Source organism: Pseudoalteromonas sp. SWXJZ10B (assembly GCF_015864475.1).
Taxonomy (GTDB): domain Bacteria; phylum Pseudomonadota; class Gammaproteobacteria; order Enterobacterales; family Alteromonadaceae; genus Pseudoalteromonas; species Pseudoalteromonas arctica.
Window position 1 is genome coordinate 54,787 of sequence record NZ_JADYXD010000020.1, and the last position, 24,165, is coordinate 78,951.

At 37.8% G+C, this 24,165-nt stretch carries 23 protein-coding genes and 1 tRNA gene; 19 read left to right on the forward strand and 5 right to left on the reverse strand.

Annotation, left to right across the window (positions count from 1 at the left end; all coding sequences use genetic code 11):
• Positions 1-10: 10 nt before the first annotated feature.
• Positions 11-568 (reverse strand): endonuclease SmrB, encoded by a 558-nt coding sequence (gene smrB / locus I6F54_RS15865; RefSeq protein WP_007377742.1) that lies wholly within the window; start codon positions 566-568, stop codon positions 11-13.
• A gap of 152 nt (positions 569-720) precedes the next feature.
• Here smrB and prmB point away from each other — a divergent pair, with 152 nt between their 5' ends.
• The 9 genes from prmB (at position 721) to I6F54_RS15910 (ending at position 8,387) form a co-directional block, all read left to right on the forward strand.
• Positions 721-1,656, forward strand: coding sequence for a 50S ribosomal protein L3 N(5)-glutamine methyltransferase (gene prmB, locus I6F54_RS15870; protein ID WP_165725676.1), 936 nt, complete (start codon positions 721-723; stop codon positions 1,654-1,656).
• A gap of 64 nt (positions 1,657-1,720) precedes the next feature.
• Positions 1,721-2,818, forward strand: coding sequence for a chorismate synthase (aroC, locus tag I6F54_RS15875; RefSeq protein WP_008138551.1), 1,098 nt, complete (start codon positions 1,721-1,723; stop codon positions 2,816-2,818).
• 119 nt (positions 2,819-2,937) lie between these two features.
• Entirely contained in the window at positions 2,938-3,315 is a 378-nt protein-coding gene (locus tag I6F54_RS15880) for a DUF4112 domain-containing protein (protein ID WP_007583361.1), read from the forward strand.
• Between the two features lie 106 nt (positions 3,316-3,421).
• Complete coding sequence (locus tag I6F54_RS15885; protein WP_197142243.1) at positions 3,422-4,069, forward strand: glutathione S-transferase family protein; 648 nt, start codon at positions 3,422-3,424, stop codon at positions 4,067-4,069.
• A gap of 62 nt (positions 4,070-4,131) precedes the next feature.
• Positions 4,132-4,593 carry a zinc-ribbon domain containing protein gene (locus I6F54_RS15890; protein ID WP_010554668.1) on the forward strand — a complete coding sequence of 154 codons (462 nt, stop codon included), beginning with the start codon at positions 4,132-4,134 and terminating at the stop codon, positions 4,591-4,593.
• A gap of 117 nt (positions 4,594-4,710) precedes the next feature.
• Positions 4,711-5,265: an elongation factor P hydroxylase gene (locus I6F54_RS15895; protein ID WP_010554670.1), complete on the forward strand. Its 555-nt coding sequence runs from the start codon at positions 4,711-4,713 to the stop codon at positions 5,263-5,265.
• Positions 5,255-6,418, forward strand: coding sequence for an ATP-NAD kinase family protein (locus tag I6F54_RS15900; RefSeq protein WP_197142245.1), 1,164 nt, complete (start codon positions 5,255-5,257; stop codon positions 6,416-6,418). The genes I6F54_RS15895 and I6F54_RS15900 overlap by 11 nt, the downstream gene beginning before the upstream one ends.
• Positions 6,415-6,690: a YfcL family protein gene (locus I6F54_RS15905; protein WP_008138544.1), complete on the forward strand. Its 276-nt coding sequence runs from the start codon at positions 6,415-6,417 to the stop codon at positions 6,688-6,690. The genes I6F54_RS15900 and I6F54_RS15905 overlap by 4 nt, the downstream gene beginning before the upstream one ends.
• Positions 6,691-6,833: 143 nt before the next feature.
• Complete coding sequence (locus I6F54_RS15910) at positions 6,834-8,387, forward strand: AbgT family transporter (RefSeq protein ID WP_197142247.1); 1,554 nt, start codon at positions 6,834-6,836, stop codon at positions 8,385-8,387.
• Between the two features lie 907 nt (positions 8,388-9,294).
• On the opposite strand, the gene I6F54_RS15915 is transcribed toward I6F54_RS15910, so the two are convergent.
• The gene (locus tag I6F54_RS15915; RefSeq protein ID WP_007585469.1) at positions 9,295-11,160 is read right to left on the reverse strand and encodes a DEAD/DEAH box helicase; all 1,866 of its coding nucleotides are present in this window, start codon (positions 11,158-11,160) and stop codon (positions 9,295-9,297) included.
• 160 nt (positions 11,161-11,320) lie between these two features.
• The gene (locus I6F54_RS15920) at positions 11,321-11,584 is read right to left on the reverse strand and encodes a GrxA family glutaredoxin (protein ID WP_007585470.1); all 264 of its coding nucleotides are present in this window, start codon (positions 11,582-11,584) and stop codon (positions 11,321-11,323) included.
• Between the two features lie 257 nt (positions 11,585-11,841).
• Between I6F54_RS15920 and I6F54_RS15925 the strand changes: the two genes are divergently transcribed.
• The 9 genes from I6F54_RS15925 to I6F54_RS15965 all read left to right on the forward strand — a co-directional run bounded on the left by I6F54_RS15925 (position 11,842) and on the right by I6F54_RS15965 (position 21,390).
• On the forward strand, positions 11,842-12,879 hold the full coding sequence (locus tag I6F54_RS15925) for a response regulator (protein WP_165729187.1): 1,038 nt from the start codon (positions 11,842-11,844) through the stop codon (positions 12,877-12,879).
• Positions 12,880-12,901: 22 nt separating this feature from the next.
• Positions 12,902-13,510 (forward strand): cysteine hydrolase family protein, encoded by a 609-nt coding sequence (locus I6F54_RS15930; RefSeq protein ID WP_197120218.1) that lies wholly within the window; start codon positions 12,902-12,904, stop codon positions 13,508-13,510.
• Entirely contained in the window at positions 13,503-16,313 is a 2,811-nt protein-coding gene (locus tag I6F54_RS15935) for a PAS domain-containing hybrid sensor histidine kinase/response regulator (RefSeq protein ID WP_197142249.1), read from the forward strand. The genes I6F54_RS15930 and I6F54_RS15935 overlap by 8 nt, the downstream gene beginning before the upstream one ends.
• A 336-nt stretch (positions 16,314-16,649) precedes the next feature.
• Positions 16,650-16,940 carry a hypothetical protein gene (locus I6F54_RS15940; protein ID WP_007585474.1) on the forward strand — a complete coding sequence of 97 codons (291 nt, stop codon included), beginning with the start codon at positions 16,650-16,652 and terminating at the stop codon, positions 16,938-16,940.
• A 427-nt stretch (positions 16,941-17,367) separates the two neighbouring features.
• A complete protein-coding gene (locus I6F54_RS15945; RefSeq protein WP_165729193.1) occupies positions 17,368-18,180 on the forward strand; it encodes a putative bifunctional diguanylate cyclase/phosphodiesterase in 813 nt (270 codons plus the stop codon).
• A 108-nt stretch (positions 18,181-18,288) separates the two neighbouring features.
• Positions 18,289-18,663: an Hpt domain-containing protein gene (locus I6F54_RS15950; RefSeq protein WP_024591627.1), complete on the forward strand. Its 375-nt coding sequence runs from the start codon at positions 18,289-18,291 to the stop codon at positions 18,661-18,663.
• Positions 18,664-18,672: 9 nt separating this feature from the next.
• The gene (locus I6F54_RS15955; protein ID WP_197142251.1) at positions 18,673-20,070 is read left to right on the forward strand and encodes a sigma-54-dependent transcriptional regulator; all 1,398 of its coding nucleotides are present in this window, start codon (positions 18,673-18,675) and stop codon (positions 20,068-20,070) included.
• A gap of 113 nt (positions 20,071-20,183) precedes the next feature.
• Positions 20,184-20,714: a peroxiredoxin-like family protein gene (locus I6F54_RS15960; protein WP_007585494.1), complete on the forward strand. Its 531-nt coding sequence runs from the start codon at positions 20,184-20,186 to the stop codon at positions 20,712-20,714.
• 229 nt (positions 20,715-20,943) lie between these two features.
• On the forward strand, positions 20,944-21,390 hold the full coding sequence (locus tag I6F54_RS15965; RefSeq protein ID WP_007585496.1) for an Hsp20 family protein: 447 nt from the start codon (positions 20,944-20,946) through the stop codon (positions 21,388-21,390).
• A gap of 60 nt (positions 21,391-21,450) precedes the next feature.
• On the opposite strand, the gene I6F54_RS15970 is transcribed toward I6F54_RS15965, so the two are convergent.
• On the reverse strand, positions 21,451-23,007 hold the full coding sequence (locus I6F54_RS15970; protein ID WP_197119608.1) for a cryptochrome/photolyase family protein: 1,557 nt from the start codon (positions 23,005-23,007) through the stop codon (positions 21,451-21,453).
• Between the two features lie 191 nt (positions 23,008-23,198).
• Positions 23,199-23,660 (reverse strand): globin domain-containing protein, encoded by a 462-nt coding sequence (locus I6F54_RS15975; protein ID WP_197119607.1) that lies wholly within the window; start codon positions 23,658-23,660, stop codon positions 23,199-23,201.
• A gap of 430 nt (positions 23,661-24,090) precedes the next feature.
• On the opposite strand from I6F54_RS15975, the gene I6F54_RS15980 reads away from it, so the two are divergent.
• Positions 24,091-24,164, forward strand: a tRNA-Met gene (locus tag I6F54_RS15980).
• The last annotated feature ends 1 nt before the right edge of the window (position 24,165 follow it).

Here is a 24,165-nt window from a genome sequence, read left to right on the forward strand (position 1 = left end):
ATAGCTAAAGTTAGCGTCTAAATTCATCACTTTGCGGTAAATTAATTAGTATGAGTACTGCGCCTCTACCACCATATTCGAGAGGGGCTTGGTGCATCGCTATTACGTCAGGGTGCTGTACTAAGTACTGAGGCACTTTGTGCTTTAGTACGCCGCCGCCAATACCGTGCACTACACATGCACAATAGTAATGCTGCTTTTTACATTCGTGAATGAGTCCAGCGAGTTCATCTTTAGCAAGTTCTTTATTTAAGCCATGTAAATCTAGCGTCAAATCGGGTGCAAAGTCACCACGGCGAAGCTGTTTAGCTAGGAAGGTATCTTGGCCTGGTTTTACATATTTAACCGTGCCGTGGGTGTCTATATCGGGAATATAAACGTCTGAGAAGAAAAATTCAGATTGAGCCTGCTTTTTTTGCTGGGCAAATTGCTTAGCTTGTGACACCTTAGGCTTTGTATCAAAACGATGAGTATCTTGTTTAAATACTTTGGCGCCTGTGATCGTTTGACGAAATAAGCTTATGTCGTCATTGCTTAGGGACGAATGTGATGGAGTGTCTTTTTTCATAACTATTACCTAAACAAAAAAACGTAAAAACGCAGCGCAAAAGGCGGTACAATACTTAAATGAGGGGCAATTGTAATTTGCCCAGCGCAGATAGGCAATGCAATCGTCTTAAAGACTCAAAACAGTCAGTAAGCTAATACAGGTAAAAATATATGAGCGATTTACAAATAGAAGAAGCAACACTCGAAGAAGCCGTTGCAGAACTGTCAACTTTACATGACTGGTTACGTTGGACTACAAGCCAATTTGCAAGTAGTAGTATATTTTTTGGACACGGTACAGATAACGCATGGGATGAAGCTGTAAGCTTATTACTGCCTGCGCTTAGCTTGCCTGTTGATGCGCCAAAAGAATTAATGCACGCGCGTTTAACAAGCACAGAAAAAAACCGACTTGCGGGTCTTATTGCAGAACGTATTAACGACTGCACACCAGTACCTTACTTAACAAACATTGCATGGTTTGCGGGTATGCCATTTTATGTGGATGAACGTGTACTTATACCTCGCTCACCGTTTGCTGAGCTTATCAGCAACCGCTTTACACCCTGGCTTGAAGAGCCACAATCGGTTAACCGTATATTAGATTTATGTACAGGTTCGGGTTGTATCGCAATTGCACTTGCGCAAGCTTTTGAGCAGGCACAAGTTGATGCGGTAGATATATCGTATGAAGCGCTTGAAGTGACAGACATTAACATTAACGATTACATGTTAACTGATCGTGTGTTACCTATTCAGTCTGATGTATTTAGCGGTGTACCAGGTCAAAAATACGACCTAATAGTAGCAAACCCACCATATGTTGATGCAGAAGATATGGCTGACTTACCACGTGAATTTCATCATGAACCAGAGCTTGGGCTTGCATCAGGCCACGATGGTTTAGATGTAACCCGTACTATTTTAAGTGAAGCGAGTGAACACCTAACTGATAACGGTTTGTTATTTGTAGAAGTTGGTAACTCTATGGTACATATGGATGCACTGTATCCGGGCGCGCCGTTTGAATGGATTGAATTTGAACAAGGCGGCTTAGGTGTATTTGTAATTAGCAAAAAGCAGCTAGATGAGTATTTTGCAAAATAAGTAAAAAATGAATAGCCAAGCCGTGTGCTTGGCTATTGGTAGTCATTAGGAATGAGGAAAGTTAATGGCAGGAAATAGCATTGGACAGTTATTTAAAGTGTCCACCTTTGGTGAGAGCCACGGCGTTGCATTAGGCGGCGTTGTTGATGGTACTCCCGCAGGTCTTGAAATCACAGAGGCCGACTTACAAATTGATTTAGATCGCCGAAAACCAGGCCAAAGCCGTTATACAACGCAGCGCCGTGAAAGCGATCAAATAAAAATATTAGCAGGCGTTTTTGAAGGTAAAACCACAGGTACTAGCATTGGTTTATTAATTGAAAACACCGATCAACGTTCGCAAGATTACGGCAAAATTAAAGATGTATTTCGCCCAGGTCATGGCGATTACACGTATTGGCATAAGTACGGCCTGCGCGATTATCGTGGTGGCGGCCGTTCCTCTGCACGTGAAACCGCAATACGCGTAGCGGCAGGCGCTATCGCTAAAAAATACTTAAAGCAATTTCATGGTATTGAAGTTAAAGCATGCTTAAGCCAGCTAGGTCCTATTAAGGCGGAAACGTTTGATTGGGACGAAGTTGAAAATAACTTATTCTTCTTCCCTGATGCAAGTAAGCTTGAAGCGCTTGACGAATATATGCGTGACCTTAAAAAGCAAGGTGACTCAGTTGGCGCTAAAGTAAAAGTAGTGGCAAGCAACGTACCAGTAGGTCTTGGTGAGCCAGTATTTGACCGCCTTGACGCTGAACTTGCACACTCATTAATGAGTATTAATGCAGTTAAAGGCGTGGAAATTGGTGATGGCTTTGATGTAGTTGAGCAAAAAGGCTCTGAGCATCGCGACGAGCTAACCCCTGAAGGTTTTACATCAAACCATGCAGGTGGCGTACTTGCGGGTATTTCGACAGGGCAAGATATTATTGCTTCTATTGCGCTAAAACCAACGTCGAGTATTACCATCCCAGGTAACAGCATTAATACAAGCAACGAAGCGGTTGAGATGATCACCAAAGGTCGTCACGATCCGTGTGTGGGTATTCGTGCAATCCCGATTGCTGAGGCAATGATGGCTATTACATTAATGGATCATTTACTGCGCCAACGCGGACAAAATCCACATGTAAACCACGAACACGGGCCAATTAACGGCTCTGTGTAAGTATTTATAATTATAAAAAACGCGGACTACCGCGTTTTTTTATGTCTGTAATTTAGTTTAAAGCCTTTCAGGAGTTGTTCAAGTAGGCCCTATATACTGCAAAAAGGAGGGTAGTAATCATGAACGATAATATTAATGAACACTCACAAATGAAAGCCCAAGCTGCAATAGCCCGCTTAGAGCGATTCAGTAAGTTAACTGATAGCAGCATTGGCATTCCTTTTACTAAATTTAATATAGGTTTGGAGGCTGTGATTGGTTTAATTCCCGTTATAGGTGATGCCGCAGGGCTAATTTTATCAAGTTATGTGCTGATAGAAGCCCAGCGTTTAGGTGTGAGTAAACGTATAAAGACTAAGATGATTATCAATATGCTCATAGACTTTGTGGGCGGTTTAGTGCCATTTTTTGGTGATATTTTTGATGCCTTTTTTAAAGCTAACACGCGTAATACACAACTATTAAAAAAGCATTTAAACAAGCAGTTGAGTGAGTAATTAATAGCTTTAAGTAACAGTTAGCAAAGAGACTTTAAACAAAATGTTGTTGGTTGTTAAATCACCTAGTATGGTAGGAGCGTCTATTCACTTTGGTATTTACAATATGCAATTATTTATCGGTAATAAAAACTACTCTAGCTGGTCATTACGCGCATGGTATTTAATGAGTAAATTTGATGTTGAGTTTAGTGAAACCCAGCTAGTACTCGACACCCCCGACTTTTACAATGAACTAAAAAAGACCTTTGCTTTGCAAAAAGTCCCAGCGTTAATTGATGGCGATTTACAGGTATGGGATTCGCTAGCAATTTGTGAATATATTAACGATGCTTACTTATCAGGCGCTGCATGGCCAAAATATATTACCCAAAGAGCTAAAGCGCGTGCACTAAGCGCTGAAATGCATTCAGGCTTTGTGGCACTGCGCAGTGAAATGCCAATGAATATAAGAGCAACCCGTAAAGTAGACCTATCGAGCGAAGCACTAAAAGACATAGCCCGTATAGACGAAATATTTGCACAGCAACAAGATGTGTTTCCAAATGAGTGGTTTTTTGGTGACTTTAGTATTGCTGATGCCATGTATGTGCCTGTTGTACTGCGCTTAAAAACCTATCAAATTACGTTATCGCCAGAGGCACATCAATATTGTGACTTTGTTATGCGCTGCCCAGTATTGCAAGCATGGATCACTCAGGCATTAACCGAGACCGATATTGTAGAGTGTGATGAAGCAGGAACGCCTGTATAATTATTGTTTTCTTATATGGCATGTTTTATACCTTAAAATCATAAGTTTAAACTAGGCAGCTCATGTATCTAAATCACCCAAGGTATGGCAATACACCAATAACTACCAATACCCCAGTGACAATAGAGGCGATAGAGAATGCGCACTGGCGTTACTCGAGCCTTAAATACTTCCCTAATACGGTAATATTGGCTGATATAAAAAAGCAAAACTATGCCATTTATCCTCGGGCACTTTATGTTGATATTGAAGAGAAGTGCGGGACTTGCTCTAAGGCATTTATTTTTTTTGCTCAAGAGCAGCAATATTGGTTTGAAACATTAAGATTTTGGGTCGATTCACACTGTACTCATTGCTTTGAATGCCGTAGACATGCCAGATATATACTAACTCTACGTAAACGGTACGATATGTTAACTAGCTTAGCCAATAAAACCTCAGGTGAAAAAACACAGCGTAAAGAACTTGGTAATACTCTTTACTGTTTAGGTATTATTAAAAATATCAATAAAGTGAAAGATTAGTCCGCTTATATTTTACTATCACGCCTTATTTTTACTTTAGTTGTAAAAGCCCGTACAATTCGTCTCGTTTTTACTGCGCAAAATAGCGCTATAACCGAGACTAATTAGCCTAATTTTATGCATCAAATAGCTGATCTAATTTCAATTTTTGAACGCACTTTTTATCAAAGTCATAATACATGTCTGATAAAAGGCGATTTTGAACCTGTGTATTTACCAGCAACAGAGCACGTGCCATATCACCAAGTTGTATTTGCGCATGGTTTTTACGCGAGTGCATTACATGAGGTTGCACACTGGTTGGTTGCAGGCGATGAACGTCGTTTATTAGAAGATTACGGCTATTGGTATTGTCCTGATGGGCGCGACAAACAAAAACAAGCTGAGTTTGAAAACGTAGAAGTAAAGCCTCAAGCTATAGAGTGGTTATTAAGCACCGCAGCAGGGTTTAATTTTAATGTGTCGGTGGATAACTTAAACGGCGAGCAAACATGTCGGTTTGATTTTCAGCAGCGAGTACATGCACGTGTATTATCGTTAATCGAAAATGGCTTTAACTCTCGTACAGAGTCACTTTTAAAAGCACTCTCTGATTTTTATAATACACAGTGGCCATTAACAGCGCAGCAATTTAATTGGCAACATCCGAAGGAGCTTTGTAATGGCGTTTAAATTAGGTTTAATTGTAAACCCAGTAGCAGGTTTAGGCGGAACAGTTGCCTTAAAAGGTAGTGATGGCGCACACACAGCCGCTAAAGCAATCGAATTAGGTGCAGAACCCAAAGCAAATAGCCGAACAAAAGCAGCGCTTGAAGTGCTATTGCCTTATAAAGAACGCTTAACCATTTACACCGTTAACGGTGACATGGGTGAGCAAACAGCAAAAGCCTTGGGCTTTAATGTAGAGGTTATATACAACACTGCTGCTATAACAACCCCAGACGACACAGAACAAGCAGCAAAAGTACTTAGAGACTTTGGTGTTGATTTAGTTTTATTTGCTGGAGGCGATGGTACAGCGCGTAATATTTGCCATGCAATCGAAGATACCATTCCCGTACTTGGTATTCCTGCAGGCTGTAAAATTCACTCTGGTGTGTACGCCATTACACCAAAAGCTGCAGGGCGCGTAGTCGAAATGCTGGTTAAGGGGGAGTTAGTTACCTTAGCTGATGCAGATGTAATGGATATAGATGAAGATGCCTTTAGACAAGGCACAGTAAAAGCAAAGCGCTACGGCGAAATGCAAACACCTAGCGAAGTACGCTATATGCAAGCGGTTAAAAATGGCGGTAAAGAAACCGACGAACTCGTACTTGCCGACATTGCAGCGCATGTTGTATCGCAAATGGATGAAGACACATTTTATATAATGGGTAGCGGCTCAACAGTTGAGGCCATAATGGAAGAAATGGGACTTCAAAATACGTTGCTTGGCGTTGATTTAATAAAAGATCAAACCTTAGTTGCTCAAGATTTAACGGCTAAGCAATTACTTGAGCTTACACATGATCAAAGTACTAAGTTAGTCATTACGCTCATTGGCGGGCAAGGGCATATATTTGGCCGTGGTAATCAGCAATTGAGCCCTGCGCTTATACGTGCAATTGGCAAAGAAAACATTATTGTAGTAGCAACAAAAACAAAACTACAAGCGCTTAATAGCCGCCCCCTTATTTGTGACACCGGCGATGGCGAATTAGATGATGAATTAACGGGTTATATTAAAGTAACCACCGGATTTAACGACCATATTATGTATGCAGTAGGGCACCAAAACCTTGAAAATACAGGTGCTTTGCAAAACCAGGAGATTAATAAATGAGTTTAGTGAACTATATCGATGCAGCCCAGCAGTACTTCGATGATTTAGTAATAAAAGCAACTGACGATGAGTTATTCGCAGGCGGCTATTTACGAGGTCACTATGATCTTGCAGTAGGCTATGCCGAAGTAGAAAAGCTGACAATCAGTATAGATGAACTAAACGAAACTGTAGAGCAGAGCTTAGTTAAAGCGTATCGTAATGGTGAGCTTAACGAAGAAGATAAGACATTAGTTGCACGCTTGTGGGAAGAAGTTAAAGCCCTCGCTTAACAGTAAGTGGCACAAAAAACACGATTTTTTTATCACTATCGTGTTTTTTTGTGCCCAAAACTTTTCAAGCAGATTTTCATGTTAATTTACTGTTTTGTTTTTATGCGATATTGTTACTAAAATAAATTTTAGGAACAATAAGAATGAATAATAATCAAGACGCTTTACCTTCAGGGGTTGTAGCGCGTTTTTTAAATTTTGTTGAGCGAGTAGGAAATAAGCTTCCAGATCCAGCCGTAATATTTCTGTTTGCAATGTTATTAATTTGGTTTTTGTCGTGGTGGTTTTCAGGCGTAAGCTTTGATGCAATAGACCCACGTACAGGTGAAGCGATTATTATTAATAATATGCTGGCAAGTGATTCGCTCGCTACCTTTTTATCCTCTATGGTAAAAACCTTTACCGGCTTCGCTCCCTTAGGTGTCGTTTTAGTAGCTATGTTAGGTGTCGGTGTTGCAGAGCATTCGGGCTTCATTAATACCGGTCTTAAGTTAATGCTTAAAGTGACTCCTAAAAAGCTATTAACGCCTTCAATCATTTTAGTGGCTATTGTGAGCCATACCGCTACTGACGCAGGTTATGTATTAGTTATTCCACTTGCCGGTGTTATATTTTTTGCTGCAGGGCGCCATCCGCTTGCGGGTATTGCAGCTGCATTTGCAGGAGTCAGTGGTGGTTTTGGGGCTAACTTTATTCCATCAGGGATTGATCCATTGCTACAAAGCTTTACCCAAAGTGCGGCGCAAATAATTAATCCTGCAATGACAATTAACCCGTTAAATAACTGGGCATTTGCTTCAGCATCTAGCTTATTTATTGTGGCATTAGGCTGGTACATTACCGATAAAATTATTGAACCACGTTTACAAAAAACAGCGGTTGATGGTGCTAAAGAGGATTTACCTGTATTTGAAGATGCACGTAGTGATGAAAAACGTGCCTTTTATATAGCCAGTACCGTGATGATTGCAGGACTTGCGTTATTAGCATTTGTCTCTGCTCCAGACGATTCTGCAATGCGCAGTAGTGACGGATCCCTTACTAATTTTAGCTCTCCTTTAATGCAATCAATTGTACCACTAATATTTTTACTTTTTTGGCTACCTGGCACAGTATATGGTTTTACGGTAGGTACCTTTAAAACTTCAAAAGATATGATTGATGCAATGAGTAAAGCGATGAGCGGCATGGCATATTATATCGTCATGGCATTTTTCTGTTCGCTATTTATTGCTGCATTTAGTAAATCAAATTTAGGTGCATTACTCGCAATCGAAGGTGCGCAGTTATTAAAGGCGATGGAATTGCCAAGTGCAGTAACGGTTGTGGGAATTATCTTTTTAACCGGCTTTGTTAACTTGTTTGTAGGTTCAAGTTCAGCAAAATGGGCATTACTTGGCCCTATTTTTGTACCGATGTTAATGCAACTTGGCATTTCACCAGACTTAACTCAAGCCGCTTATCGTGTAGGTGACTCAAGTTCTAATATTATTACACCGTTAATGCCTTATTTCCCATTAGTGGTGGTGTACTGTCAAAAGTATGTGAAAGGCACCGGTATAGGTACTTTAATTGCTATTATGCTACCGTACTCAATCGCCTTTATGATTGGCTGGAGTATCTTTTTATTAGGTTACTGGGCACTTGGTATTCCACTAGGGCTTGATGCAAGCTACATTTATCCAGCATTGCCTTAACCTAAACCTTGATTTATGAACCTCACTCACTTGAGTGAGGTTTTTAAATAAAAGTTCTGTAATGTAAAAGTAAGTCTAAGTTACCTTTCTAAATCTCTCACTATATAGCCAAATAAGTTGGCCTCACCAACAATATACACATAATCGTTTTTGTTGTTCATTATTGTAGACTTAGCGTCGTACCACCTAAAATCATGAATTTTATTCGTTTTAGGGTCTTTGAAGTATAAATGAGTACAACTATCTTCATACTCGGTGCCACATTTTTGTACATCGGTCAGTATATATTCCTTATACCAATAGCCGCCTTGCGTGTAGTAAGCCCATAATTTAATGGGATCAGAGATAAAAATATAGAGTATTCCATAGATTAATAAAGGGGATAATGGGTACATGAAAATGGATGCCAATTTCATTTTTGTATCTGAAAAATTGTATTTAAGTGATTCTCTATATTTACTGCAGCGTTTGTATTTATTGAATATAAGTATATTTAAATAGATAAATAGTGCGCAACAGATAATAGGGACGGCTATAAAGAAAACAACGTCGTATAGCTCATTTGAGATGAATGGTGGATCTGTAAAGTCCATTAAAATAGGAATAGTGATGCATAATAAAATGGAGAGTATTATTGCTACAAAGAGCAAGTTGTCGTAAATCTTTTTCAATTTTTAATTCATCCGTGAACTATAGCCTTTGTTTAGTTTACAGAATTTTTGTTATTTTAAAAATCAGAGGAATATATTTTTAGACATTAAGTAACCCGAACTCAGGCTAAAAAAACTATCTCAAGCTGCTATTGAATTGACGCGAAGGTTTACTTTGTATTCACTGTGGCAGCAGCTTAAAAACAAAAAAACCTTGTCACTTTCGTGGCAAGGTTTTTTTATTAAAGAGTCGTTGCTTATTTAGCTGTGAAGCTTACTGGGCGACGTTCTTTACGAGGGCCAGTACGCTTATCACCGCGTTGGCTATCGTCTTTATCTTTACTAAAGGTGCGCTTTTTGTCACCAGCTGGACGCTCAGAGCGTTCTGCACGTGGCTCAGCAGGGCCTTGATCTTGTGTAATTGTTAAGCCCATAGGACGTTTACAAATAAACACTTTTTGGAAATGATCAAGTACATCTTTAGGCATGTTTTGCGGTAATTGAACCGTACTGTGATTGTCGTGTAAACGAATATCACCAATAAACTTGCTTGAGATGTCAGCTTCGTTAGCGATAGCGCCAACAATGTTCTTAACCTGAACACCGTGTTCACGACCTACTTCGATACGGTAAGTATCCATAGGGCCTGCATCACGACTGTTACGTTCGCGAGGTTTACGCTCAGCGCGTTCACCACCACGTTCGCCGCCACGTTCGTTACGACGTCCACGGTCACCACCGCGATCATTGCGGTCGTTACTACGTGGGTTGCGATCGTTACGCTCGTTACGTTCACGAGGTTGAATCTTAACTTCTTCAACTTTAATTGGAGACTGTTGCTGTGCTAAACACAGTAACGCACCCGCTAAGCTTTCAAGAGGAAGTTCAAGTTTTTCAGCCATGTTAGTAGCTATCTCGTTAAAGAATGTAATATCTTTGTTTTCAAGCGCAATAGTTAATTTTGCTTGTAACGCTTCAATACGTTTTTCTTCAACGATTTTTGCAGTTGGTAATTCAACTTGTGCAATTTCAGACTTCGTATGACGAATGATATTTTTAAGTAAATAACGTTCGTTATGTTTTACGAATAAAATTGCTTTACCAGTACGACCAGCACGACCTGTACGGCCGATACGGTGAACGTAGGCTTCAGAATCTTGTGGTATATCGTAGTTGATAACTAAGCTTAAGCGGTCAACATCTAGACCACGAGCAGCAACGTCTGTTGCAATAACAACATTTAGCATGCCGCTTTTTAAGCGTTCTACAGTGCGTTCACGTGCTTGCTGGTTCATATCACCATTAAGTGGAGCAGCAGAGAAACCTTCGCGCTCTAATAACTCAGCAAGTTGTACTGTATCGTTACGCGTACGTACGAAAACAATAGCACCTTCATACTGTTCAGCTTCTAAGAAGCGAACAATAGCTTTATTTTTATGTACGCTTGCATTCCAAAACACTTGCTCAACAGATGATACTGTAGAGTTACGCGCAGAAATATGAACCTGTTCAGGATTGTTCATATACTTGCTGCTGATGTTTTGAATTTGCTTAGGCATAGTCGCAGAGAAAAGACATGTTTGCTTTTCGCGCGGTGTTTTTTCCATGATGCTTTCTACATCATCGATAAAGCCCATACGTAACATTTCATCGGCTTCATCAAGTACAAGTGCTTGTAGAGCATCAAACTTGATAGTGCCACGGTTAATGTGATCGATTAAACGACCTGGAGTTGCAACAATAACCTGAGCGCCACGACGAAGTGCGCTTAATTGGATACTGTAGCTTTGGCCACCATATAGTGCCAATACTTCAATACCACGAACATGTTTAGCATATTGTTCGAATGCCTCAGCAACTTGGATCGCAAGCTCACGTGTTGGTGTGAGTACAAGGATCTGTGGCTGTTTCACAGACGGGTCAATATTATTTAGTAATGGCAGTGCAAATGCTGCGGTTTTACCTGTACCCGTTTGAGCTAGTCCCAGTACGTCCTTTCTTTCTAGCAATAACGGTATACATTGAGCTTGGATTTCAGATGGTGTCTTGTAACCCAACTCTTCAACTGCCTTCAAAATTGCAGGAGAAAGATTTAGAGATTCAAACGTGACTGGTTCTGACATTAATACGCCTCAACGAATTTAAAGAGGCGCGCATTATATAGGATTCGCGAGGAAAATGCTTGTATAAATTGAAACTAATTTGTATGTATTTGATGTTGGTCGAAATTTAACCAGCTCAATATAGGGTTTATTAAACTGGTTAACATATTTAATACAAAGCTTATTTATACAAGCCTAGGTTTTCTTTTGCGTAAGCTTCAAATTCTGTAAATCCACCAATGTGATTTTGGTCTACAAAAATTTGTGGAACAGTAGGGCAAGGCTTACCCGCTGACTTTTCAAGGTCGGCTTTACTAATGCCTTCTTTAATTATGTCGATGTAACGAAATTTAAAGTCATCACGTTCATTTGATAATTGCTCAGCAACATCTTTCGCACGAACACAAAATGGACAACCTTCACGGCCAAAAATTACGGTTAACATAGCTTTCTCCTCAATTTGATTAATATCAGTTTAAATGAATGAAAAATTATTTAAAGAGAAAAAAATCGATTGCACCATTCTAATAAAAGCATAAATCATATTATGCATAGCAATATGATTTGCAAAATGCGAATGAAAAACCAGAGCCCTGTTTGTCTAATACTTAAGTCTATGAATGCAAGTGTGTTTATAAGAATTAATTTATGGCACATAACTTGATGATGTAGAGCTATACATTGGGTTAACGAGAATGCTTTATGAATACTAATAGTCACGTTTTAGAAATTATCCAAGGGGTAATAGGTAAATATTGTGAAACCCAAAGTCAAAAATTCTCTATTACCTTAATCAACAAGTTGCAATGTAACTACGTCTGTTTGCAAATTCCGCCAGAGCAAATGATTGCACAATGCGAGGCGTTTCTTACTCCGGCGCTAGCAGCAGTAAAGCAGTGCTTTTTATTGACGCTCGAAGCAAATATTCAGGGAGTTAGTATTCACTATCAGATTGATGATTCTGAACAAGTAAACACGTTGGATTTTCACGGGCTCTTAGCAACTAAAGAGTCTGTTAGTTTAGCGCTTGATGTTAGACAAAATGTAGACGTTTTAACTGATTGCGAAGCGTTACTCAAAAGCTGTTTAAAAATGTCAGCTAATACTCACGATCGTTTTGGTTTAAATTTTAAATTATTTAATAGCACGCTTAGAGAGTCTGCACAGCTAGAGGATTTACGCCATCTTAGTGGTAACGCATTAATTGATAAATTAAATAGTGACAGCTTAAATACATACATAAAGCTGTGCTCTATCAACGACATTTACGAGCTGAGCCAAGCTCATAAACTATCTAAAAAAATATTAGGCTGGCCATTTTTTGATACCGACTTAATTACTATTTTAACAACATTTCACACACAAACACGTTTATCGGTATTAGTAGCAGACGACAGCTTACCGAGCCAAATTGCTACAAAAGTAATGCTTGAAATGCTGGGCTGCTTAGTAACGTGTGCAGAAAATGGTGCCAGTGCATTAACACTTGCTCAAAATGAACCATTTGACTTGCTACTTTTAGATGAGCGTATGCCAGGAATGTTTGGTAGCGATGTGGCGCAGCAATTAGTTAGGCAAAATACACCTAATAACAATACTCCTAAAGTTATTTTAACGGGGTTAACAGGCGATGAGCAAATAGCTGAGTTGTTTGATAAAGGAATTACTCACTATTTACAGAAGCCAGTGACAAAAGCGGTACTTGAGAAATTTATTAAACCTTGGCAGTTAGCCTCTTAAATTGATTAATAAGGAGAGAGTTATGGATGATTTCTCTAAGACAGCACCTATTTTAATTGGTTTTCAAAACAATTACTTTTTGCCAAAAGGCATTTTGTATGACGAGGTTGAAGAGTCATCAAGAATTACTGGCGTGGGGGAAAATACACTCTATTTATTGACCTTCTGCGCAGAGCAATTTGCTTTAGTTATTAATACACCCATTCACTTTACGCAAAACTATAGCGAGCTTAAAAATCCGATTGGTATATTAAAAGTCATTGCGGTGGGGGCATTTAAAGCAGGTTCGTACTGTGCTCAAACCATTAAGCAGCTAGACCTTTTTAGTAATATTATAGAGGTGGTATTTGGGAAAAGAAGTTTAAATGCTTTTACACATATAGGTTTAGCCGAAAACATCAAAAAACATGGGGCCATTAATATAATTTTAGCGGGTACTGTGTCTTCTATCTGTATTGATTCAACTGTGCGCACTGCTGTTGCACTTGGTTCTAATGCCACTATTTTAAGTGACTGCACACCGAGACGCACTCCTTTTGAACAAGCATTCTACCGTGAAAAGGTTTCCCTTCTTTATGCACGAGTTTGTCAGAGTAATACTTTTATAAAGTATTGGAGAGATCATGAATAATAATGATGAGCTACAAGTTCAAATCCAATATGCACTAGTTGAAAAACTTTCCAATAGTAATCGACGTCAAGCAAAGCTATTAGCTATTTTAGATGAGTGTATTTTTGAGTGTGATAAACATTTGAATTTTACTTATATTAATGAAGCTTGGGAGAAGAAGTTAGGTTACTCAACCGATTCATTAATTGGCTCCAATATTACTAAGTTAATGAATTGCGATGATATTATGCATTTTGTCGCATACAGCTGTTGTTTACTAGAAGGGAAGCAGGCTCCCAGTGTAGAAATACAAATTAAAAGCAGCATCGGGCTCATGAACTGGTTTGAGTTAAGGTTAGTTTATGATGAAAAAAGCGGCTTTATAGGCTCGTTCTATGACATTCAACGTCATAAAGATTCTCAATTTTTGCTCACACAACAACAAAAATATGTAAAACGCTTATCGCTTGTTGCGAGCCATACAAATAACTTAGTAATAATTACAGATAAATTTGGCGTAATTGAGTGGGTTAACAATAGTTTTGAAGTACTTACAGGTTACACCTGTGATGAGGTTATAGGCACTAGCCCAGGTCAATTGCTACAAGGGCCAAAAACATGTGAAAAAAGTCGTAAGGTTATGTCTCACGCTGTAAAAAATGGGCTTCCTTTTCAAGTTGAAACCACAAATTACGATAAGAATGGTAACGTTTATTGGGTTGCTATTGATGCAAATCCAGTGCGAGATGATGAAGGTAAAGTAAAGCATTTTATCGCTATAGAAACTAATATTACGCAGCGAGTTAAAGCTGAACAAGCAATGGCAGAGATAGAATATAACTACCACTCTGTCGTAGATAATATTCCTGATATTGTTCTACGCCTTGATACATTTGGCAATTTATTATTTATAAATCAAGCATGGCAACGCGTCTTACACAGCAATGTAGATGAGAGTCTTGGCTTACCTATAATTAAGTTTATAGCAAAAGAAGATGTCGAAAAAATTAGTAGCACTTTGCTTGATTATAAACAAGGTAAGCGCGATATACGTCGCTTTGATATACGTTTGATTAATGCACAAGGCATAAATAATTGGGTTGAAATGACACTTACTCCCATTGTGGATGGCTACGAAAACGATTTGTTATCTATTGCCGCAACACTTGTTGATATACAAGAACGTATTGAAAGCGAGCAAATATTGCTTGAAGCTAAACATCAGGCAGAAACATTAGCTGAATCTAAAAGCCGATTTATGGCAAATATTAGCCATGAAATTCGCACGCCATTAAATGCCGTTATTGGCTCTGCAGATATTTTGCATCATACCGGTTTAACTTCTGAGCAAATGCGTTACACACAAATGATTAAAACAAGCTCTGATGCATTACTGAGTGTATTGGACGATGTATTAACGTATTCGCGTTTTGAAGCACAAGCTATAACACTCGATAATCAGCCATTTAGTATTGATACGTGTATTGAAGAAGCAATAGATATTATTACCCAAAGTGCTTTGCAAAAAGGGCTTGAGGTTGTTTTTGATTTTTATCCTGATGTCCCCGCTCAAGTAATTGGTGATCATGCACGTATAAGGCAAATAGCCATTAATTTATTAGCCAATGCGATTAAGTTTACTCAACAAGGCGTAATAACGGTGACCGTTAGATGTACTTACATTAGAGCCAATAATTTAAATCTTCATTTATCAGTAAAAGACACTGGAATGGGAATCGCAAAAAATAAAATAGAAAGTATGTTTATGCCTTTTATTCAATCAGATAATTCAATTACCCGAAAACATGGTGGTAGTGGCTTAGGCCTTGCGATATGTAAGCAAATTTGTGATGTAGTAGGGGGAGATATTTCGGTTAACTCTGAGCTCAATAAAGGGAGTGAGTTTATCGTTAATTACCCGTTAAAAATAGACACAACCGACTCAATATTGCGAGAGGGGCTTGCAGCACGAAGTAAAAAGCCAAGAGTATGGATTGTAGGACATAATCAAATTTTAAAAACCGCGTTGGAGCACACACTCACTCGGTTTTCTATCGCTTTTGAGCACTATGAAATATGTCCAGATATCCCTGAGTATGATAGTTTTCCTGATGCAATTGTATTAACTGATCCTCGAATGCTAGCCCAAACACGCGAGTGTATAAATACATATAACTCCCTTAATTCACCATGTTTACTTATCTTAGACTTACTAGGTGAAAGCTTATTACCGCAAAATCTTAACGACAGAGAGCTTAGGTTAAATGGCCCTTTTAAAGTATCGCATGTACCGCGAGCAATTAGTTTATTGGAAGAGCAGTTATTTCATTTAGATATTATATTTACTAATCGTGAACAAAAAAAAGCCTTAGAAAGCTCTTCAGGGTTAACTCAGTTGAATGGGACCAATGTATTGGTTGCTGAAGATAATACTAATAATCAAATAGTAATAAGACAGTTTTTAGAGCAAAAAGGTTGTCGGGTATATATTGCTAGCGATGGGCAAGAGGCAATAACGAAGGCTAAAAACAATAAAATTGATATTATTTTTATGGATATCCAAATGCCAATACTAGATGGGATCTCTGCAACCAAAGCAATCAGAAAGTTAGGTATAGCCACCCCTATAATAGCGCTCACAGCAAATGCAATTCATGGTGATAAAGAGCGATTTATAGAAGCGGGGATGAATGATTACTTAGCTAAGCCAATTGTAAGTGAGACACTTTATTTATTGCTTGATAAATATGCCCCAGAGCAGGTTATTGAATCTAAACATTTAAAGCTCTCTCGTTTAGCGCAAGTGTGGGAGAAGCTGAGCTGAGCAATGAAGGGCAATATAAAAAGTGGGTTTGTGTTGCATAAAACTTGATAAACGAAGAAATTAACCTAGTATTTTAGGAGTAAGTTAAATTTATTGTTTAGTATTTAATGAGTGTTTTTATTATAGTTTTTCAATTTGATTCGCAAATTGCAATTCAAAATAAAAATACAACGTTACGAATTATTTTTGGATTCTAAATTACATTTTTAATTTTATTAATACTTTGATTTTGTTGTTTATTTTATCTTTCGTTTGTTTTTGTTTAGTTGGCACGGCTTTCGCAACATATTAAATATCAAATCAAGACAATTTAGTTAAATTTTTAAGAGGTGCAATATGCAAACAAATACAAAAGCCAAACAACAACCTAAAAGTAATAATTGGGTACTTACACCTGAAATCATGGTTTTGTCTATTTTGCTTGTAGCTACCTTAGTAATAGGTATTACAGTTCTACGCGGTAGCGATTCTGTAGAGCCGTTAACGGACATACAGCCGATTACTTTTACACAAGCTGATGTTGAAAATGCACAGTCGATGAGTAATACGTTTGACTCGCAAAATACTAACTATGCACAACATGTAACAGCCCCTAAAAACGAAAATAACGACACTCTTTCAAACTAGAGACTTTTGCGCAGGTAACTATTTATTGTTGCCTGCGTTTTTTTTATGTTTCCTATCACCGTTTTAACTTTTTCTCCCTAGCTTTAAAATTACGTGTACGCTTTTTAATTCAAGCTGTGCGTAACCAAATTAGTCTTATCAAGCCTTTCTTTATACTCATCTTCAATTACTAATCCTTACTTTTAGCCAACAATTACTAACTGGTTTCTCTGTGCTGTTTGGGCTTGAGTAAGCTCTTATTTATTAATTTAGGTGCATTGCAAATTGAATTGCAAAATGCAAATAAAATGGAAAAATTTAAATACTCAAATAACTAAACTTAACCTTTTGAATTTGCTGTTTTTATTTTTGTTTTATTCACTTTCTAAATGGTCTGTAACTTGCTCTTGATTACATAAGTCACTAAGAGTGAAAATCGGAGCAAAACATGAATGCATTTAAGTACCTAGAATCAGAAAGCCCAGTCAATCTCGCAAGATGGCATGAGTTAGAAAGAATCATGTCGGATGCAATGCAAAATAATTATTTTAAAATGGTTTATCAACCGCTCGTATCATTAGGAACGGGAAAGTTGGTCGGCTTTGAATCGCTAGTAAGGTGCCAATCACCCCGCTTTGGTATTGTAGGCCCTGATGAGTTTATCCCTCATGTAGAGCAATCGGGAATGATTTTAGAATTAGGTGACTGGATTTTTGAGCAATGTTTGTCTGATTTAAAACAGATGCGACATTTTGGTATGACAGATATTGCTGTTTCTTTAAATATTTCACCGGTACAAATTTTAGATGGTGATGTGTTTTCAAAAGTAATGGCTTTGCTAGAAAAGCACCAAATACCACCACAAGCTATTAAAGTTGAATTAACGGAAACAGCGCTCATTCATAGTCCTGATAAAATAGCTAAGGCGTTTGAAAACTTCCATAAAGAAGGCGTAAAGGTGTGGATTGATGATTTTGGCACTGGGTACGCGTCTTTAGGTCTACTTCGTCAATTTGATATCGATGGTTTAAAAATTGATCGCAGTTTTGTAAGTGGTATTGCAACTAATAACGAAGACTTTACGTTATGTAGCGCAATTATTGCGATGGCTCAACGATTGGGCTTACAAACTGTAGCAGAAGGCATTGAAGAGAATGAGCAATTACAAATATTAGAACAACTTGGTTGTGATATTGCTCAGGGGTACTTGCTCGATAAGCCGCAAACATTAACAAAAAGTATTGATACCTGGGCTCTGTAATTGTTTATATTCATTTTGATTTGCAAAATGCAAAAAACAAATTACTCTTAAACTACAATTCTTACATTTTATTAGTGTACGAAGCTTTAACTTACACAAAGGTTATCTATGCCTATATCAGAGCAGTTTATCGATAAAAGTATTACGGAGCTAAATGTTTTAATTCAACTTGAAAAGGATGTTGGAATAAGCGTTTTAGCTCGATTAGTAAACTTATTTATCGATGAATTAGTTACTATGGCTAACCAATTAGATACGGCAATTAGTAATGCAGATATTATAAAAATTAGAGAAATAATGCATGTTTTGAAAAACTCGGCTGCCTTATATGGAGCCGCTCCTTTAGCTGCATTGGCAACACAGTTACACGATTCACCACCACCAACCACAGAAGAAAATTTGCACGCAGCGCTTGTTATTAAGCATAACTTGGATAAAACCCGAGATGCATATCAAATAATGAGTAAGAGTATAGCTATCTAGGAGAAAGCCGTGTCAGATATAATGGGTAAAGGCCTTGTTTATATTGTTGAAGATAGCATCGCAAGTGGTGCTTTGTACGCAAGTCAGCTAGAGCAAGTAGGTTTTGAATGTAAGCATTTCGCAGATGGATATTCTGCTTTGGTCGGTATTAAAGAAAAAATGCCTGCGGTGATAGTACAAGATGTATGCTTGCCTGATATAAGTGGGCTTGAAGTTTTACAATTTGTAAATAAACAAAAAAATCCTGCTAATGTAGTCATGATCACCTCAAATAGTTCTATTGATATTGCAGTGGAAGCTATGCGTTTAGGTGGCTTCGATTTTTTAGAAAAACCCTTCACAAGTCAGCGACTTATTAGCTCAGTAGAAAGTGCGTTAACACCCAAAGAGCAAGCTAAAGTACAACCTTTGGTTCAAAGCAGTGAAAAAAGCCAAGATTTTGTTGGTGAATCTCTCGCAATGAAAACCGTTTTTAGATTGCTAGATAGCGCAGCTAGAAGTAAAGCATGCGTATTTATTACAGGTGAAAGTGGAACCGGTAAAGAAGTATGCGCACAAACCCTTCATGATTCGAGCCCTCGCAGCCAAGGCCCTTTTATTGCTATAAACTGTGCTGCGATCCCTGCTGAATTATTTGAATCAGAATTTTTTGGTCATGTTAAAGGGGCGTTTAGTGGGGCGTTAAGCGATCGTAAGGGCGCTGTTGAAGTGGCCAACGGCGGTACGTTATTTCTAGATGAACTATGTGAAATGGAGCTTAACTTACAAGCTAAGTTATTGCGCTTTTTACAAACCGGCATATTTAGCAAGGTTGGTAGCAGCGAGGTATTACACAGCGATGTTCGCTTGGTATGTGCAACCAACAGAAATCCAATAATAGAGGTAGCAGAGGGGCGCTTTAGAGAAGATTTATATTATCGTTTAAATGTTATCCCCGTAAAGCTCCCGCCTTTAAGGGAGCGCGGAAACGATATTTTGCTGCTCGCTGAGTATATTTTAAAACAAAAAAGCGATAGCAACGCTAAACATTTTATTGGCTTTTCTGATGAAGTTAAGGCGCTTTTTTGTAATTACGATTGGCCAGGAAATATACGCGAACTGCAAAATGTAATTGAAAATACAGTCGTTATTAATGATGGCGATGTAATAGAAAGAGATATGCTACCAAATTCATTTGGTCTAGGCGCTGTAAAACACTCAAGCTCAACTAAGTCAATTCACAATACAAACGATCAGAGTGTTCAATTATCTCCTATGTCGGTTCACGATATAGAACCATTATGGCAAGTTGAAAAAAGGGCTATTGAAAACGCAATCAAAAGCTGCGAAGACAACATTCCTCTTGCTGCTGCTTATTTAGGGGTAAGTGCATCTACCATTTATAGAAAAATAAAGGGATGGTCTTAAAGCTTTAATAGATTTTTAATTGCAATTTTAGGTTGAATTAATAAAAGTTACCCTAAACTCTATGTGTAAGAGCAAAATTAATTTTTAATCTGAAACAGTAAAAGGAGATCGCAATGAGTAACACTAGTTTAAAACCTGCGGATATTATGCCATCACTAGTAGTGAGTGATGTTGATGAGAAAAAGGTAGATTTAGTTGACAGAATAAGTGACTCTCCGTGGAAAATGATTGTTGTTTATCGAGGCCAGCACTGCCCTAAATGTACTGCGCAACTCAACGAGCTTGCTAAAGTTCATAAAGACTTTAAAGAGGCTGGAGTTGAAGTGGTTGCAGTAAGTGGTGATAGCCATGAGCAGCTTAATAAACATCTTGAAAAAATAGATATTAACTTCCCAATTTACTATGGTTTAACAATCGAACAAATGACTGATTTAGGGCTACATATTAGCGAGCCTCGCAGTGGTGCAGAAACTGATCATCCATTTGCTGAACCAGGAATTTATGTGCTTAATGAAAAAAATCAGCTTCAAATGGTAGATATATCAAACAGCCCGTTTGTTCGTCCTGATTTAGAGCAACTGCTAGGTGGGATTAAGTTTTCAAGAGAAAACGACTATCCAATCAGGGGCACATTTATTAAATAGTATTCATTTTAAATGGTTTCAAAAAAGGCACTCTTCAGTGCCTTTTTTATTTATTTTTAATAAATTTACTTGAAAACAATTTTACCGTCCATATATAGTTAAGTAGGACGCCTGATGGGTCCTAAATTAAACTTAAACAATTGAAATTTATATTATTAATTAAACTTTGCTTGAGCTTGTTCAATAGAAAAGCACATGCAAAATATCGCTTAAATATGAGGATATTATTATGCGTACAGTAGACTTATCACCACTTTATCGTTCATTTATCGGCTTCGAACATTTAGCATCACTTATGGATGCGGCAGCTAATACAGACAAGCAGCCGAGTTTTCCTCCTTACAATATAGAAGCACTCGATAAAGACAAATACAGAATCACTATGGCCGTTGCCGGTTTTAGTGATAGTGAATTAACCATTGAGTCAGAAAACAACACATTAAAAGTTGCAGGTATTAAAGCTAATAAAGATGAAAATAATGAACGTAAGTTTATTCATCAAGGTATAGCAGAGCGTAACTTTGAACGTAAATTTCAGCTTGGAGACCATGTAAAAGTACTTGGTGCCGATTTAGCTAACGGCTTATTGAGCATAGAGTTACAGCGTGAAATTCCTGAAGCACTTAAACCACGTAAAATAGAAATTGGTAATAGCAATCTAATAGAAGGTAAATAGTCTTCTAAAGTACATATTCCCCTGATTATTTAGCCGCCTCATTTGAGGCGGTTTTTTTACTTAAAGCGCTTCTAAATTATTAAGGTAGTAGGTTGCTTGTTGCAGCGTTTGTTCTTGAAGTGTTTCATCTTGTTTATCCCAGTTTTTATATACCATACCAATACGTGGGTTCTTCTCTAGCCTGTCTCTGTGTCTATTCATGAAATGCCAATACAAGCTATTTAGCGGGCAGGCTTTATCTCCTACTTTTTGTTTAACATCGTACTGACAGCTTTTGCAGTAATCGCTCATTTTATTAATGTAGTTACCGCTTGCAGCATAAGGCTTTGTTGCAATTATTCCATCATCGGCAAACTGACTCATGCCTCGGGTGTTGGGCATTTCTACCCATTCTATGGCATCTATATAAACGCCTAAGTACCAGTTGTCTACGTCATCAGGGTTTATTCCTGTGAGCATGCAAAAGTTCCCAATAACCATTAGGCGCTGAATATGATGAGCATAAGCGGTTTCAAGGCTTTGCTTGAGTGAGTGGCTTAGACAATTCATTTTTGTAGAGCTGTTCCAAAAATAAGATGGCAGTTTATTTTTGGCTTGTAATTGATTTTTAACTGCGTAGTCGGGCATGTTAATCCAATAAATGGCACGTACATACTCTCTCCAGCCTAATATTTGCCTGGTAAAGCCCTCTACTTGCGAGAGGGATATTTCATTGGGTCTTTGTTCGTATTCGCTTATTACACGTTTGATTACATATAACGGGTGGAGTATTTTTGCGTTTAGGGCAAACGATAAACGGCTATGGTACAGGCTGGTATTGTTTTTACTTTGATCTGTCATCGCATCTTGAAAGTGACCAAAGCGACTAAGTAAGTGCTCACAAAAGTATTCAAGAGATTCAATCGCTTGTTTACGCGTTGTTGGCCACTCCAGTGAATGTTCATTTATTTCACCCAAATAAGTGACGTTGTGTTTATTTAAACGAGAAATAATGATGCTAACATCAGTATTGAATAACTTAGGCTCTGGGATGTCGGCTAAGTCTTTTTTAGAAAATTTATTACGATTATTACTATCAAAATTCCATTTGCCACCAGTTGGCTTTGCATCATCAATTAATATATTAAATTGCTTACGCATAGCACGATAAAAGTGCTCCATTGTTACATGCTTGTTTTTTGTAAAGCGTGTTTTTATATCGGTGAACGGTAATAAAAAGTGTTCAGTATCTGTAGCAATTACATTTAATGAGCTATCACTTTTAAACTTAGCTAATTGAGATTTTAGCCTAAACTCGTCAGGGTATTGATATTCAATAGAGTCGCATTGGTATTTATCGGCAACTCGCTTGAGTAATTCAATCAAGTCCTTGTCGTCATCGGTATCATCAAGTGTTAAATGCAAAACATTAAAACCTGCCGTGTTTAATGCAGTTGCAAAGTTTTCCATAGCATTAAAAAAAGCACACAGTTTTTGAATGTGATGTTTAACGTAGTCAGTTTCTTGTTTTAGTTCTGCGATGAGGTAAAGCGTGTCGTCGTCTTTTTGCTTGTACCATGAATGAGATGGGTTTAGCTGATCGCCTAGTATTAGTCTGAGTGTTTTGTGATGGGTCATAGTAAAGCCAAATTTTTTTATACGGACGTATTTAATTAAAGGATCGTTTTACTATTTAACTACGAGTGAATAGAGCAAAAAGGCTTAACCGATTATCAAGGCAATAAAGGCGTGTTGGATCATGGTGTGCAAATGAGTTTAATTAATGGGGAGGTTAAGTAAGTTAAATTGCCACCCCTAAAATTTTATATTTAAATTTTATTACTTTGCTTTTGCTGCATTTTTTGTTGTAACGAAACCACATTAGATACATTAAATAGAATATTGCTGGCAAAGTTTTCAAAATATTTAAGGGCTTTTTTCCAAGCGAGCTGGCTCTCAGGAGTAAAGTGTTTACCAAGGTGCTCTTTAAGGGTTTCGTAAAACGCATCAGATAATGGTGCAATGTCACTTTGCGAAACACTGCTTTTTTTTAGGTACATTAAATGATGTGCTAAAAAAGGAGCTACCGATGCTGGCTTATCTAAATGTTTAACAATTCGTTCTAACACACAAAAAAGGGTAAAACTCTTTTCGTTAAATTGTAAGGCTGTTGGGTAATTCATTTCAATGCTAGATTCAGCCAATTTACTGTGAAATCGAGCCGTGAATGCATGAAAATTTGGCTTAATAATTGTTAAGTTATTTAACAATGCTGATTGTTGTTGGTTCATTTTTATCTCGCTGCAGTGAGTAATAACTATTATTATTAAGTGGCATAAAATTGATTATAGCGGGCAGATAAAATTCTGCACGTTTTTTTAGTGTTAAAGTATGGGTTTTAGTTATATCAATTTATTTTCTAGTAAATTGTAAGCATCTAGAAGGTACTAAGGTAGCTCAAATTTAGTTTGTTTGATTTTCACTCAAAAATAATAAGCTGTAATATTTAATAATTTAGAGACAGCATTTTATAAAATTGATTGATTACTTATGTTACTTATATATACATTAAATTAGCATCTTGACGAATTGGAAATTTTATAAACTAATTGCGTATTATAGTTGCTAATCATCCCGTACATCCTTATAATAGCGGCCATTGTTTAGCATGTTGTAAAACAGCTAACAGCGATATTAAATTTAAAGTTTGATATCTATTGGCGCGGGATGGAGCAGTCTGGTAGCTCGTCGGGCTCATAACCCGAAGGTCGTCGGTTCAAATCCGGCTCCCGCAAC